The organism is Chelatococcus sp. XZ-Ab1, from assembly GCF_029309855.1.
Lineage (GTDB): Bacteria > Pseudomonadota > Alphaproteobacteria > Rhizobiales > Beijerinckiaceae > Chelatococcus_A > Chelatococcus_A sambhunathii.
Genome location: NZ_JARKII010000006.1, coordinates 290,224 through 304,284 on the forward strand (window position 1 = coordinate 290,224; position 14,061 = coordinate 304,284).

Sequence of the window (14,061 nt, forward strand, 5' to 3'; positions counted from 1 at the left end):
AACGTTACGCCGCCTCGTGCGCCGCGCCGACAAGCTTGCGCGCCTCGAGCGCGCTCATCGGCTCGCCGAAGGCATAGCCCTGGGCGTATTCGCAGCCGAGCTGCAGCAGCGCCACGGCATCCGATTCGTCCTCCACCCCCTCGGCGACGACGTCCATGCCGAGGTCGTGCGCCAGGGTGACGATGGAGCGCAGGATGACCGGACGCCCGCCGTTCGCCATCTGCCGCACGAAGGACTGGTCGATCTTGATGGTGTCGAAGGGGAAGCGCTGCAGGTAGGACAGCGCGGAATAGCCGGTGCCGAAATCGTCGAGCGACAGACCTGCCCCGAGGTCGCGGATGCGCGCCAGCATCTGCGCCGCATATTCCGGGTTCTCCATCACGAGGCTCTCCGTCAGCTCCAGCTTGAGCGAGCCCGGTTGGACGGCGAAGCGGGCGAGTACGGTCTTGACGTCGTGCAGCAGGTCGTGCCGCAGGAGCTGGCGGCTCGAGACGTTGACGCTGGCGAAGATCGGCGGCTCGACATCGAGCGCCCGCTGCCATGCGGCGAGCTCACGCGCCGTGCGCTCCAGCGCGAAGAGACCGAGATCGACGATGAGCCCCGTCTCTTCGGCAATGGGAATGAAATCGTGTGGCCCGAGACGACCGTGGCGCGGATGGTCCCAGCGCAAGAGGGCCTCGAAGCCGGCCACCGTCCGATCGTCCAGCCGCACGATGGGCTGGAAGAAGACCTTCATCTCGCCGCGGTCGAGCGCCCGGCGCAGGTCGCTCTCGATGGTGAGCTTGTCGGAACGCTCGGCGCGCATCGTCGGTCGGAACACCTCGATGCGATCCCCGCCCTGCTTCTTGGCGTGGATCATGGCGATCTCGGCATTCTTCAGCATCTCCTCGCCGCGCGCCTCGGCCTGCGGATCGTGCAGGGCGATGCCGATGGAGGCGGTGAGGAAGATCTCGCGCTCGGCGAAGGTCACGGGCGTCGTGACCGCCCGGCGGATCATGCCGGCAAACGAGATGATGCGATCGGGCTCGCGCTCGGAGACGAGGATGATGGCGAGCTCGTCGCCGGAGATGCGGGCGAGCGTGTCCTGCGGGCGCAGGAGGCGCCCGAGCCGCCGCGAGATGGTGAGCAGGATGGAATCGCCGGCCGAGAGGCCGACCGATTCGTTGACCTGCTTGAAGCGGTCGAGGTCGACGACAATCACCGTCGGACGGATGCCGTCATCGCCCTGGGCATAGACGAGCGCCGCCTCGAGCCGGTCGTAGAACAATTCGCGATTGGGCAGGCCGGTGAGATTGTCGTGCACGGCATCGTGCAGCAGCCGCTCCTCGGCCGTGCGCGCATCCGTCACGTCCGCCAGGGTGCCGACGACGCGGATGACCTCGCCGTCGGAGCCGACGACGGGCCGCGCCTTGAGGTTGAACCAGTGGTACTGGCCGCTCGCCGAGCGCAGGCGGAAATCCTGCACCACCCGGCCGCGCCGCTGCTCCAGCACCGCATCGAGGGTGGCGCGATAACGGTCGCGGTCGAAGGCGTGCATCACGTCGAGCCAGGCGGACGCCGGGCCTTCGAGGGACCCGCGCTTCAGTCCCAGCTGAAGCTCGACCTCCGGGCTGACATAGATCTTGTCGGCCATCACGTCCCAATCGAAGACGATGTCGCCGGCCCCGGCGAGCGCCAGTGCCTTGCGCTCCGTGTCGCTGACGAGGCCCTGCGCGATGGCGCCGCCCGAGAAGGCGTGCTGCATCACCGTGAAGCCGATGAGCATGACGATGAGCACCAGTCCGCCGATCAGCGCCGGTGGCACGAGGTCGCGCGAGATCTGGCCGAGCACGGTGAAGGCGGCCGCCGTCACCCAGACCAGCAGCAGGAGCCAGGTGGGGATGAGCATCACCGCCCGGTCGTAACGGTGACTGGCGAGATGGATGACAAGCGCGAAGCCGATGGCCGCCACCGCCGCGATGGAAATGCGCGCAACGCCGGCCGCGACCGGCGCATCGAAGACGGCGAGCCCCACCAGGGCGGCGAGGAAGACGAGCCAGCCGGCCGTGACGTGGCTGTAGCGCACGTGCCAGCGGTTGAGGTTGAGATAAGCGAAGAGGAAGACGAGCAGCGTCGCGGCGAGCACGGCCTCCGCCGCCGCGCGATAGATGCGGTCCGCCGAGGAGGTCGCCGGAAAGATCTGCTGCAGGAAGCCGAAATCGATGCACGCATAGGCGAGCACCGCCCAGGCGAGCGCCGCCGCCGCGGGAAAGATCACGGCCCCCTTCACCACGAAGACAATGGTGAGGAACAGGGCGAGTAGCCCCGCGATGCCGATGATGATGCCCTTGTAGAGCGTGAGGCCGTTGATCTTCTTCTTGTAGGCCTCCGGCTCCCACAGATAGAGCTGCGGCAGGTTCGGCGTGCGCAGTTCGGCGACGAAGGTCACCGTCGTGCCAGGGTCGAGCGTCAGCGTGAAGATGTCGGCGTCGGAGCTCTCCTCGCGCTCGGGACGGATGCCTTGGCTTGCCGTGATGGCGGTGATGCGGGAGGCGCCGAGATCGGGCCAGATGACACCGGAGCCGACGAGGCGGTAGTGAGGTGCGACGAGCAGCCGGTCGATCTGCTCGTCCGTGTCGTTGGTGAGCGCAAAGACCATCCAGTCCGGCCGCGTGCCGCCGTCGCGCGCCTTCACCGCGATGCGGCGGACGATGCCGTCCGGCCCCGGCGCGATGGGGATCTGGATAAGATCGCCTTCCGACTTGTAGAATTCGACCGCGGGCATCAGGTCGATGGCCTGGGCATCGAGCGTGACGCGCACCGACTCCACCGCCCCCGCCGGCACCGCCAGGGCGGCAAGGGCGACGAGGGCCGACAGGAGAAGCGTCAGTCTACGCAGGAAATGCAACGCAGGTATCTCGCGGATGAGCGCATCGGAAGGCCGCCCAGTCGTATCGGGCCGGCCGGACGAGGGCAAGAGGCGCGGCACGAGGCGAGACAGGCCTCGCGGGGCCGCCCCCTGCAAGGCGGCGCCCCGACGCCGCCCGCCCTCCGGCCGGCCTCTGTCGCACTCACGAGACGATATCATCACTCAACAGGGCATAGAGGAGATGGTCCTGCCACGTGCCCGCAATGCACAGGTAGCGGCGGGCGTAGCCTTCACGGCTGAATCCGACCTTTTCGAGGAGACGGATGGAGGCGGCGTTGGACGGCAGGCAGGCCGCCTCCACACGGCGCAGGGCGAGATTGCGGAAGGCGAAGCCGACGGCGGCCCGCACCGCTCGCGTCATGTGCCCCTGGCCGGCATGGCGCTCGCCGATCCAGTAGCCGAGCGTGCAGGTCTGGGCGACGCCGCGCCGCACGAAGCCGAGCGTCAGCCCCCCCAACAGAACGTCGTCGGCCTGTCGGAAGATGAGGAAGGGATAGGCCGTATCGCTGGCAATCTCCTGGGCGTAGCGACGCACCCGGCGGCGGAAGGCGCTGCGCGTCAGGTCGTCGGCCGGCCACAGCGGCTCCCATGGCTCGAGGAAGCGGCGGCTTTCCGCCCTCAGGGTGGCCCACTGGGAAAAATCGGCCATCTGCGGTGCCCTGAGGTACAGCCCGTCGCCACGTACGGCCGGCAGGGCCTCGTTGTGGGGCGTGAAGCGGAACAGCACCATAGCGTTCACTTTCCGGCGAGCATCGCCTGAACGGCGGCAGACGCCGGCAGATCCGCGACCGGCCCGAGCCCCACGACGACGGGATGGCATTCTAGCAGGCTGCGACCGGCGGCACGTATGTCATCAACCGTCAGGGCGTCGAGCCGGGCGACGACTTCCTCGCGCGGGACGATGCGCCTGAAGGCCAGCATCTGCCGTGCCAATTGATCCGCCCGGCCCATGGCCGATTCGCTCGTCGTGAGCAGCGCCACCTTCATCTGCGCCCGCGCGCGGGCAAGTTCCTCCGGCGTTGCGGCGAGCGCTGCATCGCGCAGGCAGGCGAGCGCCACCGGCACGAGCTCGGCAACATCCTCCGGCGCCGTGCCGGCCGCAAGGCCGAAGACACCCGTGTCCAGGAAGGGCCAGTGAAAGGCATCGACCGCATAGGCGAGGCCGCGCTCCTCGCGCACCTCCTGGAAGAGACGCGAGGACATGCCCCCGCCGAGCAGATTGGCGAAGACCTGCAGGGCATAATGTCCGTCGTCGCCAAGCGCCCTGCCCGGCCAGCCGAGCATGAGCTGCACCTGCTCAATGGCGCGCTCGACCCGCAAGTCGCCGGGCGTGAAGCGGGCCGGTTCCGTCACGGAGCCCAGGCCGCCGCTGATGCCGGCAAAATGCCGCTCGACACCCGCGACGAGGCGAGCATGGTCAACGCTCCCCGCCGCGGCGACGACCATGCGGGAGGCGCGATATTCCCGCGCAAGATAGCCGACGAGCCGTTCGCGGGTGAAGCCGCGCACGCTCTCGGCGGTGCCAAGGATGGGACGACCGAGCGGCTGGCCGGAGAACGCACAGCTCATGAACAGGTCGTTGACGAGATCCTCCGGCGTGTCCTCGACGGCGCTGATCTCCTGCAGGATCACCGACTTCTCGCGGGCGATCTCTTCGGGCGCAAAGCGAGAGCGGGTCAGGATGTCGGCGAGAATGTCGAGCGCAAGATCAAGGTCCTCCGGCAAGAGGCGGACAGTGTAAGAGGTGTGCTCGATGCCTGTCTCGGCATTGAAATCGCCGCCCGCCGCCTCGACGGCCTCGGCGATGGTGCGGGCCGAGCGGCTCTCGGTGCCCTTGAAGGCCATGTGCTCGATGAAATGCGAGAGGCCATGCTCCTGCGGCCGCTCGTTGCGCGCTCCCACGCCGACCCACACGCCGACCGCTACCGTGGCGACGTGCGGCATGCGCTCGCTCACCACTGTCAGGCCGCTGGCAAGCGTCGAAACCCCCAGTGTGTTCTCCCCGGCCGCTGCGGCGGCTGCCTTCATGCGGCGGCTCCCCGCGCGGCGCGGGCCCGCGCACGCACGAATGTCTCGACGGCGGCGATGTCGTTGGCGACCACGTCGAACCGCTCCGGCCGACTGTAGAGGTCGGCCAGATGGGGCGGCAGCGGCGGGCGCACGCCGCTCGCAGCCTCGACCGCATCCGGGAACTTGGCCGGGTGCGCCGTCGCCAGAACGACCATCGGCGTCCCGGCATCCTCCTTCAGCGCCCGCCGGGCCGCCACCATGCCGACGGCGGTATGCGGATCGAGGAGATAGCCGGCCTCGAGCCATGTCGTGCCGATCTCGGCCGCGACCTCGGCCTCGTCCGCCCGCCCGGCAAAGAAATCGCGGCGGATCGCGGCGAGCAGCGGCTCTTCGACGGTAAAGGCACCAGACTGGGCGAGCGCCGTCATCATGCGCCGGACAGCGGCAACATCGCGCCCCCCGGCCTCGAACAGCAGGCGCTCGAAATTCGATGACACCTGGATGTCCATCGACGGAGAGGTGGTGGCCGCCACCTCGGCGGTCTCGTAGCGGCCGGTGGCGAAGGTGCGCACGAGGATGTCGTTGACGTTGGTGGCGACACCGAGCCGACCCACCGGCAGGCCCATCCGCTTCGCCACATAGCCGGCGAGGATATCGCCGAAATTGCCCGTCGGCACGGTGAAGGAGACGGGCCGGTGCGGCGCGCCGAGCGAGACGGCGGCGGTGAAGTAATAGACCACCTGCGCCGCGATGCGGGCCCAGTTGATGGAATTGACGCCGGACAGCGCCAGTTCGTCTCGGAAACGGTGATTGTTGAACAGGCCCTTGAGGATGCCCTGACAGTCGTCGAACGTGCCCTCGAGCGCGATGGCGTGCACGTTGGGCGAGGCGACGGTGGTCATCTGGCGGCGCTGCACTTCCGACACCCGCCCGTGCGGATAGAGGATGAAGACGTCGACCTGGTCGAGCCCGGCGAAGGCCTCGATGGCCGCCGAGCCGGTGTCGCCGGAGGTCGCCCCGACGATGGTCGCCCGGGCGCCACGCTGCTTCAGCACGTGGTCCATGAGCCGCGCGAGCAGCTGCATGGCGACGTCCTTGAAGGCGAGCGTCGGCCCGTGGAACAGCTCGAGCACGAAGAGATTGTCGCCCACCTGGTTCAGCGGGCACACCGCCGGATGGCGGAAGGTGGCATAGGCCTCGGCGATCATCGCCGAAAGGGCATCGGCCGGTACGTCGCCGTCGACGAGGGCACCGACGATCTCGTTCGCCGCGGCGGCATAGGACTTGCCGGCCAGGGCGGCGATCGCCTCGCGCGTCAACTGCGGCCAGGTCTCGGGCACATAGAGCCCGCCATCCCGGGCAAGGCCCGCCAGAAGCGCTTCGTTGAAGGCAATCGCGGGCGCCTCCCCGCGGGTCGAGACGTGCAGCACCGAACCTATCTCCTCATGGGACGGCGGACAGTAAGCCCCGAAGGATGGCGAGACAAGGACGACGCTTGCGGGGCTGGAACCGGGCAGTCCTTCTCCCCTCCCCCTTGCGGGGAGGGGAATGCCGCGCACTCTCCGCACGTCCCGCCTTAGCTCTACGTCCCCTTCAGCCGCTTTGTGGCGAAAACGGCGAAGACGCCGAGAAGCCCGATGGCGAGGCCGAGCCATGTCAGGGCATATTCGAGGTGGTTGTTGGGGAAGCTCACGCGCGTCAGCCCGCCGCGCGGCAGGCCGCCGGGATTGGATGCCCCGTCCGCCTCGACGATGAAGGGAGCGACGCGCGCGAGGCCGAAGGCGGCGGCGATCGCGGCCGGATCGCGCGTGAACCACTCGCCCTTGGCCGGGTCGTCGGCGGGCAGGAACCAGCCCCGCTCCTGCGGCGCGCGCATGACGCCGCTCACGACCACCTCGCCCTCGACCTGGCCGGGGGCGCGGGTCGCCGGATCGCGGTTCTCGAGGGGCACGAAGCCGCGGTTCACCACGACGATCGAGCCGTCCGGGCGGGCGAGCGGGGTGAGCACGTAGTAGCCGGCGAAGACGCGGCCGCGCTCGTCGCGCGGGGTGTTGCCGTGGACGAGCACCTCCCTGTCGTGCAGGAAGCGGCCCTCCACCGTGACGCGGCGGTATTCGTCCTCGTCCGCCCGCCAGGCCGGCCAGTCCGCCTCCGGCGGGACAGGGACCGGCGCCGCATCGATGCGGGCCTCGATGCGGGCGAGCAGCGCCTCCTTCCAGCCCATGCGCGAGAACTGCCACGCGCTCAGCGACAGGAGCACCGCGAGCACGAGGAGCGTCAGGACACCGGGAAGGATGAGGCCACGCCAGCGTGCCGCCACGATCATTTCTCCAGCCGGCCCTCCTCGGCCTTGTGATGATACTGCAGGGCGATGAGCACGCCCTTGAGCGGGCGCAGCATGCCGAGGCAGACGACGAGCGCCAGTGGCAGCGACACGACGAGATGGACCCAGAACGGCGGCTCGTAGGCGAGTTCCAGCCACAGCGCGAAGCCGCAGACGATGAAGCCGCCGATGAGCATCACGAAGACGGCTGGCCCGTCCGCCGAATCGGCGAAGGAAAAGTCGAGCCCGCAGGCGTTGCACTTCGGCGCGACTGTGAGGAAGCCACTGAACATGCGCCCCTGCCCGCACCGGGGGCAACGACCGGCAAGGCCCGTCGGGACGGGCGACTGCGGCGCGTGGTCTTCGTGGGCCATGTCTCATCCTCCATGATCCGCGCCTTTCGGCGCGCAGACGCCCTTCTAACGTAAAAGGGGCGGCTGCGGCCGCCCCTTGGTGTCGCATCACCGGCTGCGTGCACCGCCGGCGGGTCAGTGGGCCGCAGGCGTACCCGCACCCCAGACGTAGATGGCGGCGAAGAGGAAAAGCCATACCACGTCGACGAAGTGCCAGTACCAGGCGGCGAATTCGAAGCCCAGATGCTGCTTCGGCGTGAAATGGCCGAGGTAGACGCGCAGCAGGCAGACACCAAGGAAGATGGTGCCGACGATGACGTGGAAGCCGTGGAAGCCGGTCGCCATGAAGAAGGTGGCGCCGTAGATGTTGCCCGAGAAGTCGAACGCGGCGTGCGAATACTCGTAGGCCTGCACGATCGAGAAGAGCACGCCGAGGGCCACCGTCAGCCACAGGGCCTGCTTCACGCCGGCGCGGTCGTTGTGCAGCAGTGCATGGTGCGCCCAGGTCACCGTCGTGCCCGAGGTGAGCAGGATCAGTGTGTTGAGCAGCGGCAGGTGCCAGGGATCGAACGTCTCGATGCCCTGCGGCGGCCAGTGCCCGCCGGTGAACTCCGCACGCTGGAACTGGATGGCCTCGCCGGGAAACAGGCTGACGTCGAAATAAGCCCAGAACCAAGCGTAGAAGAACATCACCTCCGAGGCGATGAACAGCAGCATGCCGTAGCGGTGGTGCAACTGCACGACGCGGGTGTGGTCGCCCCGCTCCGCCTCGCGCACCACGTCGGTCCACCAGCTGAGCATGGTGTAGAGCACGCCGATGAGGCCGGCGCCGAAGACGTAGGGCCCCGCCTTGAGGCCTGCCATCGACAGGTCCTTCATCAGCATGATGGCGCCGCAGGCCATAACGAAGGCGCTGACCGAACCGAGGAGCGGCCAGGGACTCGGATCGACGAGATGGTAGTCGTGATTCTTGGCGTGAGCTTCGGCCATTTGTGTTGTCTCCGGGTCCCTCGGTCCTTGCTCGCGTGGGCAGGTTAAGCGTTCAGAGGCTTGGCTTGTCCACCGCCTGGCTGGCCGCCGTCACCGGCGCGCCACCCTTGGCGGGAAAGACGGTGTAGGAGAGCGTGAGCGTGCGGATGTCCGCGATGTCACGCTCGTTGACGATATCGGGATCGACATAGAAGACGACGGGCGCTTCCACGGTCTCACCCGGCTGAAGCGTCTGCTCGGTGAAGCAGAAGCACTGGATCTTGTTGAAATAGGCCCCGGCCAGTTCCGGCTGGACGTTGAAGGTGGCGATGCCGGTGGTCGGACGGTCGCTCGTGTTGGTGAACTTGTACATCACCGTCTTCGTCTCGCCGAGCTTGACGGTGACCTCGCGCGCCTCGGGCGTGAAGCGCCAGGAGATGCCCGGCGCGACATTCGAATCGAAGCGCACCGTGACCTCCCGCTCGGAGCGGCGCGCCGACGGCCCGTCACTGATCTGGGGCGTGCCGCCATAGCCGGTGACGCGGCAGAAGAGATCGTAGAGCGGCACGGACGCATAGGCGAGGCCGACCATGCCGACGACGACGCCGGCGCAGATGACGGCCGTGCGGCGCACGGCCGCCTTCACCTTCGGGTCCTGTCCGTTGCTGCTCATGCCCCAGCCCTCACATCGGCCTGTTCATGACGTTCTCGCCGAGTCGCGCGATCGTCATCGCGTAGAACAGGATGACGAGCAGCCCGAGAACGACGGCGATCGCGATGTTGCGTCCGCGGCGGCGCCTCGCCTCGTCGGGCGACATCCTCGGCGGGCCCCCTTCCACGGCGCGCTCCTTGTCGTCGGTGCGGTCCTTGTCCCTCATCAGCGCCCCCACCCGGCGAAAAGGCTGCCGAAACCGAGCGCCTGCTCGGCGAGCAGCGTCGCGAACAGAAGGAAGAGGTAGAGGATGGAAAAGGCGAAGAGCTGCTGCGCCGCCTTGACGGCCGCCTCCCCCTCGCGCCGGCGCAGCACGCGCCAGGCGAGCGCCACCATGCCGAGCCCGGTGACGCCGGCGACCGTCGCATAGACCGCGCCGCCGAAGCCGAGCGCCACCGGCGCAAGGCCCGCCGGGGCGAGCAGCAGCGTGTAGAGCATGATCTGCCGGCGCGTCGCGTCGGGACCGGCGACGTTCGGCATCATGGGCACGCCGGCGCGGGCATAGTCGCCTGCCTTGACGAGGGCGAGCGCCCAGAAATGCGGAGGCGTCCACAGGAAGATGATGGCGAACAGCACGAGCCCGTCGAGGCTGACGTGGCCGGTCACCGCCGCCTCGCCGATCATGGGCGGGAAGGCCCCGGCCGCACCGCCGATAACGATGTTCTGCGGCGTCGCCCGCTTCAGCCACATCGTGTAGACGACCGCATAGAAGAAGATGGTGAAGGCGAGAAAGGCCGCCGCGAACCAGTTCGAGGCGAGGCCGAGCACCAGCACCGAGCCAACCGACAGCGTCATGCCGAAGGCGAGCGCCTCGCCCGGCGCGATGCGGCCCGCCGGGATGGGGCGCCTGGCGGTGCGCGTCATCACCGCATCGATGTCGGCGTCCCACCACATGTTGAGGCAGCCGGAGGCGCCGGCGCCGATGGCGATGGCGAGCAGCGAGGCGAAGCCGAGCACCGGGTTGACGTGACCGGGCGCGATCACCATGCCGACGAGGGCAGTGAAGACGACGAGCGACATAACCCGCGGCTTGAGGAGCGCGATGTAGTCGCCGACGCTGCCTCCGGAGACCGACACCTGCGCCGCACCGGCCGCCTCGCGGCGGCCCGTCTCGGCCAGTCGGTCGCTGATCATCGCCATAACGCCCTACCCGTTCGGTTCGTCACTCAACGGCACCGTCGGTGCCTTCGCTTCTCGGCGAGGGGCCGCCCTGTACGGCCTCCGGCGGAGAAGCGGCGGCCGGGACCTGCCCGGCCGCACGCCTGTTTCATGCCGGACGATCAGTGGCCGGAGCTCGTGATCTTCGGCAGAGTCTCGTACTGATGGAATGGAGGCGGCGAGGACAGCGTCCATTCCAGCGTCGTCGCGCCCGCGCCCCACGGGTTGTCGCCGGCCTGCTGCTTGCGGACGAAGGCGAGCGCCACGCCGTAGAAGAAGATCAGGAGGCCGACGGCGAAGATGTAGGAGCCGATCGAGGAGATCAGGTTCCAGTGGGCATAGGCGTCCGGATAGTCCGCATAGCGGCGCGGCATGCCGGCGAGGCCCGAGAAGTGCATCGGGAAGAACAGGAGGTTCGCGCCGATGAACGACACCCAGAAGTGGAGCTTGCCGATCCAGTCCGGGATCACGTAGCCCGACATCTTCGGGAACCAGTAGTACCAGCCCGCGAAGAGGGCGAAGACCGCGCCGAGCGACAGCACATAGTGGAAATGCGCCACCACATAGTAGGTGTCATGCAGCGCGCGGTCGACGCCGGCGTTGGCAAGAACGACACCCGTCACGCCGCCGACCGTGAACAGGAAGATGAATCCGATCGCCCAGATCATCGGCGAGGTGAAGCGAATGGAGCCCCCCCACATCGTCGCGATCCAGGAGAAGATCTTCACGCCCGTCGGCACCGCGATGACCATCGTCGCGAAGACGAAGTAGCGCTGCGTGTCGAGCGACAGGCCAGCCGTGTACATGTGGTGCGCCCACACGATGAAGCCGACGACGCCGATCGCCACCATCGCATAGGCCATGCCGAGATATCCGAAGATCGGCTTCTTGGCGAAGGTCGACACGATATGGCTGATGATGCCGAAGGCCGGCAGGATCATGATGTACACTTCGGGGTGGCCGAAGAACCAGAACAGATGCTGGTACAGGATCGGGTCACCGCCGCCGGCCGGATCGAAGAAGGTCGTGCCGAAGTTGCGGTCCGTCAGCAGCATGGTGATGGCGCCCGCCAGCACCGGCAGGGCCAGCAGCAGCAGGAAGGCTGTCACCAGCACGCCCCAGGCGAAGAGCGGCATCTTGTGCAGCGTCATGCCCGGCGCGCGCATGTTGAGGATCGTGGTGATGAAGTTGATGGCGCCGAGAATCGAGGCAGCGCCGGCGAGGTGCAGCGACAGGATGCCGAAATCGAGCGCCGGGCCCGGATGACCCTGCACTGCGAGCGGCGGATAGACCGTCCAGCCGCCGCCGAAGCCCGTCGAGCCGGGCGCCCCCTCCATGAACAGCGATACGATCAGCAGGCAGAAGGCCGCGACCGTGAGCCAGAAGGAGATGTTGTTCATGCGCGGGAAGGCCATGTCCGGCGCGCCGATCATCAGCGGGACGAACCAGTTGCCGAACCCGCCGATGAGCGCCGGCATCACCATGAAGAACACCATGATGAGGCCGTGGCCGGTGACGAAGACGTTGAACGTCTGCGGGTTGGAGAAGAACTGCATGCCCGGCTCCTGGAGCTCGAGCCGCATACCGATGGACAGGGCTCCGCCGACCAGACCCGCAAAGAGCGAGAAGATCAGATAGAGCGTGCCGATGTCCTTGTGGTTCGTTGAATTCATCCAGCGCTGCCAGCCCCGCGGCAGGTCATGGGCATGATCGTGGGCGTGGTCGTGCGCTTGATGGGATGTTGCCGGCGAAGCCATTTGCTCAGCTCCTCGTCAGGCCATTGCTTCTTGTTGTCGGCCGGAATGGGCCGGGACGGTTCGACGGATCACTCGGCCGCGAGAGCGCGGCTCGCCACCGTCACAGGGCGGGCACCGGTTGCGGCGAACCTCTGCCGGGCCTCCACGAGCCAGGCGGCATACTGCTCCTCGCTCACCACGCGGATGGCGATGGGCATGAAGGCGTGGTTCTGCCCGCACAGCTCGGAGCACTGGCCGTAGTACATGCCCTCCTGCTCGGCGCGGAACCAGGTCTCGTTGAGGCGGCCCGGCACGGCGTCGACCTTGATGCCGAAGGACGGCATGGCAAAGGCATGGATGACGTCTGCCGAAGTGACCTGCACCAGCACGTTCTTGTTCACCGGCACGACCACCTCGTTATCGGTGGCGAGCAGCCGCGGCTGGCCCGGCTTCAACTGGTCTTCCGGCACCATGTTGGCGTCGAAGGTGAAGCTCTCGCCCTCGTTGCCGGGATATTCATAGGACCAGTACCAGGCGTGGCCCGTCGCCTTGATGACGACATCGGCCTGCGGCGGCACGAGCTGAAGCTTGAGCAGCCGGAAGGACGGCACGGCGATGACGATGAGGATGAGGACCGGCACCACGGTCCAGACCACCTCGATCAGCGTGTTGTGCGTCGTCTTGGAGGGGGTCGGGTTCGCCTTCTCGTTGAAGCGCACCATCACGTAGATGAGCAGCGCCAGGACGAAGAGCACGACCGCGCCGATGAGCCACAGGAGACCGTTGTGGAACCAGTCGATGTAGCGGGCGACCTCGGTCACCGGCGTCTGGAAGGTCATCTGCCAGGGCGAGGGCTGGCCCGTGCCCGCAAGCGCCGGCTGCGCCAGCGCGGCGGAGGCGAGCGTCAGCGCAAACATGGGCCGAAAACGAAGAAAATCGATCCGCATCGGTCGTCCGGAGCTCCCGTGATCGGCGGGGCGCGGTTCCCGGTCTCTCGCCTCGACGAACCGTCCGCCATCGTTCCGTAGGTACGCAAAACGACAGGCGGCGCTTGGCGCACCCCCTGTCTTTGATCCAGAGCAAAGACCACAACCCGGCGTGCGGCGCAACGGTGTCGTTAAAATCATTCCATGCGGCATAAACGCGCGAGCCACGTTCTCCCCGCATTTTCGCGCCGCTTTCGCCAAAGTGCCCCCGCGCGCCGTCTGTGCAGGTCAGCCGTTCTTGACAGCTGCGGGCAAGGCGTGTTCGGAACATCCTCCAGCGATTATCGCAGGCGCGGCCGCTGGCTGCGCGAATCGTTCGCATGCGGCCGCAATATCCGGCCCGAACCGTTTCGAGAGAAAGCCACGCGAATGTTGCGCCGTTCACCCGCCCCGCGTTTCCTGCCCCGCGCCGCAGCCATGGCCGTCGTGCTCGCGGGCACCCTTCTGGGCGAGCCGGCAGCCCTTGCCCAGGGCGCCGTCAAGGATACGACAGGCCACTGGCAGACGCGCTGCGAGACGCCGCCCGGCGCGCAAAAGGAACAATGTGCCATCGTGCAGAGCGTCGCGGCCGAGGATCGGCCCAACGTGACGCTGGTGGTCATCGTCCTCAAGACAGCCGATGGCCAGAGCCGGCTGCTGCGGGTGGTGGCGCCGCTGGGCGTGCTGCTGCCGGCAGGCCTCGGCCTCAAGATCGACGAGACAGATATCGGCCGGGCCGGGTTCGTGCGCTGCCTCAACACGGGCTGTATCGCCGAGGTGGTGATGGACGACAACCTGCTCGGCCAGTTGCGCGGCGGCAAGACGGCGACCTTCGTCGTCTTCCAGACGCCGGAGGAGGGCATCGGCATCCCGGTGTCGCTCGAAGGCTTCGGCGCCGGCTTCGACAAGCTGCCCTGAACGGGAGCA

The 14,061-nt window shown here is 67.8% G+C and carries 13 protein-coding genes; 1 reads left to right on the forward strand and 12 read right to left on the reverse strand.

The window, feature by feature from the left end:
* Nucleotides 1-4 precede the first annotated feature (4 nt).
* From P2T65_RS11090 to coxB, 12 genes are all read right to left on the reverse strand, one after another.
* Nucleotides 5-2,878 (reverse strand): EAL domain-containing protein, encoded by a 2,874-nt coding sequence (locus tag P2T65_RS11090; RefSeq protein WP_276199813.1) that lies wholly within the window; start codon nucleotides 2,876-2,878, stop codon nucleotides 5-7.
* 172 nt (nucleotides 2,879-3,050) lie between these two features.
* Nucleotides 3,051-3,638, reverse strand: coding sequence for a GNAT family protein (locus tag P2T65_RS11095; RefSeq protein ID WP_276199784.1), 588 nt, complete (start codon nucleotides 3,636-3,638; stop codon nucleotides 3,051-3,053).
* Between the two features lie 5 nt (nucleotides 3,639-3,643).
* On the reverse strand, nucleotides 3,644-4,936 hold the full coding sequence (locus tag P2T65_RS11100) for a pitrilysin family protein (protein ID WP_055459238.1): 1,293 nt from the start codon (nucleotides 4,934-4,936) through the stop codon (nucleotides 3,644-3,646).
* Entirely contained in the window at nucleotides 4,933-6,348 is a 1,416-nt protein-coding gene (thrC, locus tag P2T65_RS11105) for a threonine synthase (RefSeq protein ID WP_055459239.1), read from the reverse strand. Before thrC ends, P2T65_RS11100 begins: the two co-directional genes overlap by 4 nt.
* A 152-nt stretch (nucleotides 6,349-6,500) precedes the next feature.
* Nucleotides 6,501-7,244: an SURF1 family protein gene (locus P2T65_RS11110; protein ID WP_071923498.1), complete on the reverse strand. Its 744-nt coding sequence runs from the start codon at nucleotides 7,242-7,244 to the stop codon at nucleotides 6,501-6,503.
* A complete protein-coding gene (locus tag P2T65_RS11115; RefSeq protein ID WP_276199785.1) occupies nucleotides 7,241-7,615 on the reverse strand; it encodes a DUF983 domain-containing protein in 375 nt (124 codons plus the stop codon). Before P2T65_RS11115 ends, P2T65_RS11110 begins: the two co-directional genes overlap by 4 nt.
* 114 nt (nucleotides 7,616-7,729) lie before the next feature.
* Nucleotides 7,730-8,584: a cytochrome c oxidase subunit 3 gene (locus tag P2T65_RS11120; protein WP_055459242.1), complete on the reverse strand. Its 855-nt coding sequence runs from the start codon at nucleotides 8,582-8,584 to the stop codon at nucleotides 7,730-7,732.
* Nucleotides 8,585-8,636: 52 nt separating this feature from the next.
* Complete coding sequence (locus tag P2T65_RS11125) at nucleotides 8,637-9,236, reverse strand: cytochrome c oxidase assembly protein (protein WP_055459243.1); 600 nt, start codon at nucleotides 9,234-9,236, stop codon at nucleotides 8,637-8,639.
* A 10-nt stretch (nucleotides 9,237-9,246) separates the two neighbouring features.
* Nucleotides 9,247-9,441 carry a hypothetical protein gene (locus P2T65_RS11130; protein WP_055459383.1) on the reverse strand — a complete coding sequence of 65 codons (195 nt, stop codon included), beginning with the start codon at nucleotides 9,439-9,441 and terminating at the stop codon, nucleotides 9,247-9,249.
* A complete protein-coding gene (locus tag P2T65_RS11135) occupies nucleotides 9,441-10,415 on the reverse strand; it encodes a heme o synthase (protein ID WP_276199786.1) in 975 nt (324 codons plus the stop codon). The genes P2T65_RS11130 and P2T65_RS11135 overlap by 1 nt, the downstream gene beginning before the upstream one ends.
* Nucleotides 10,416-10,555: 140 nt before the next feature.
* Nucleotides 10,556-12,190 carry a cytochrome c oxidase subunit I gene (gene ctaD / locus P2T65_RS11140; protein WP_063189527.1) on the reverse strand — a complete coding sequence of 545 codons (1,635 nt, stop codon included), beginning with the start codon at nucleotides 12,188-12,190 and terminating at the stop codon, nucleotides 10,556-10,558.
* Between the two features lie 68 nt (nucleotides 12,191-12,258).
* Nucleotides 12,259-13,086 carry a cytochrome c oxidase subunit II gene (coxB, locus tag P2T65_RS11145; RefSeq protein WP_276199787.1) on the reverse strand — a complete coding sequence of 276 codons (828 nt, stop codon included), beginning with the start codon at nucleotides 13,084-13,086 and terminating at the stop codon, nucleotides 12,259-12,261.
* A 438-nt stretch (nucleotides 13,087-13,524) separates the two neighbouring features.
* Between coxB and P2T65_RS11150 the strand changes: the two genes are divergently transcribed.
* Entirely contained in the window at nucleotides 13,525-14,052 is a 528-nt protein-coding gene (locus P2T65_RS11150) for an invasion associated locus B family protein (RefSeq protein WP_063189525.1), read from the forward strand.
* Nucleotides 14,053-14,061: the final 9 nt, after the last annotated feature.

Bases quoted from the DNA above. Each gene is read 5' to 3' on its own strand.
- P2T65_RS11120 (WP_055459242.1), bottom strand. From the start codon at position 8,584: ATGGCCGAAGCTCACGCCAAGAATCACGACTACCATCTCGTCGATCCG.
- P2T65_RS11095 (WP_276199784.1), bottom strand. From the start codon at position 3,638: ATGGTGCTGTTCCGCTTCACGCCCCACAACGAGGCCCTGCCGGCCGTA.
- P2T65_RS11115 (WP_276199785.1), bottom strand. From the start codon at position 7,615: ATGGCCCACGAAGACCACGCGCCGCAGTCGCCCGTCCCGACGGGCCTT.
- P2T65_RS11100 (WP_055459238.1), bottom strand. From the start codon at position 4,936: ATGAAGGCAGCCGCCGCAGCGGCCGGGGAGAACACACTGGGGGTTTCG.
- coxB (WP_276199787.1), bottom strand. From the start codon at position 13,086: ATGTTTGCGCTGACGCTCGCCTCCGCCGCGCTGGCGCAGCCGGCGCTT.
- ctaD (WP_063189527.1), bottom strand. From the start codon at position 12,190: ATGGCTTCGCCGGCAACATCCCATCAAGCGCACGACCACGCCCACGAT.
- P2T65_RS11135 (WP_276199786.1), bottom strand. From the start codon at position 10,415: ATGGCGATGATCAGCGACCGACTGGCCGAGACGGGCCGCCGCGAGGCG.
- P2T65_RS11150 (WP_063189525.1), top strand. From the start codon at position 13,525: ATGTTGCGCCGTTCACCCGCCCCGCGTTTCCTGCCCCGCGCCGCAGCC.
- P2T65_RS11125 (WP_055459243.1), bottom strand. From the start codon at position 9,236: ATGAGCAGCAACGGACAGGACCCGAAGGTGAAGGCGGCCGTGCGCCGC.
- P2T65_RS11110 (WP_071923498.1), bottom strand. From the start codon at position 7,244: ATGATCGTGGCGGCACGCTGGCGTGGCCTCATCCTTCCCGGTGTCCTG.
- P2T65_RS11130 (WP_055459383.1), bottom strand. From the start codon at position 9,441: ATGAGGGACAAGGACCGCACCGACGACAAGGAGCGCGCCGTGGAAGGG.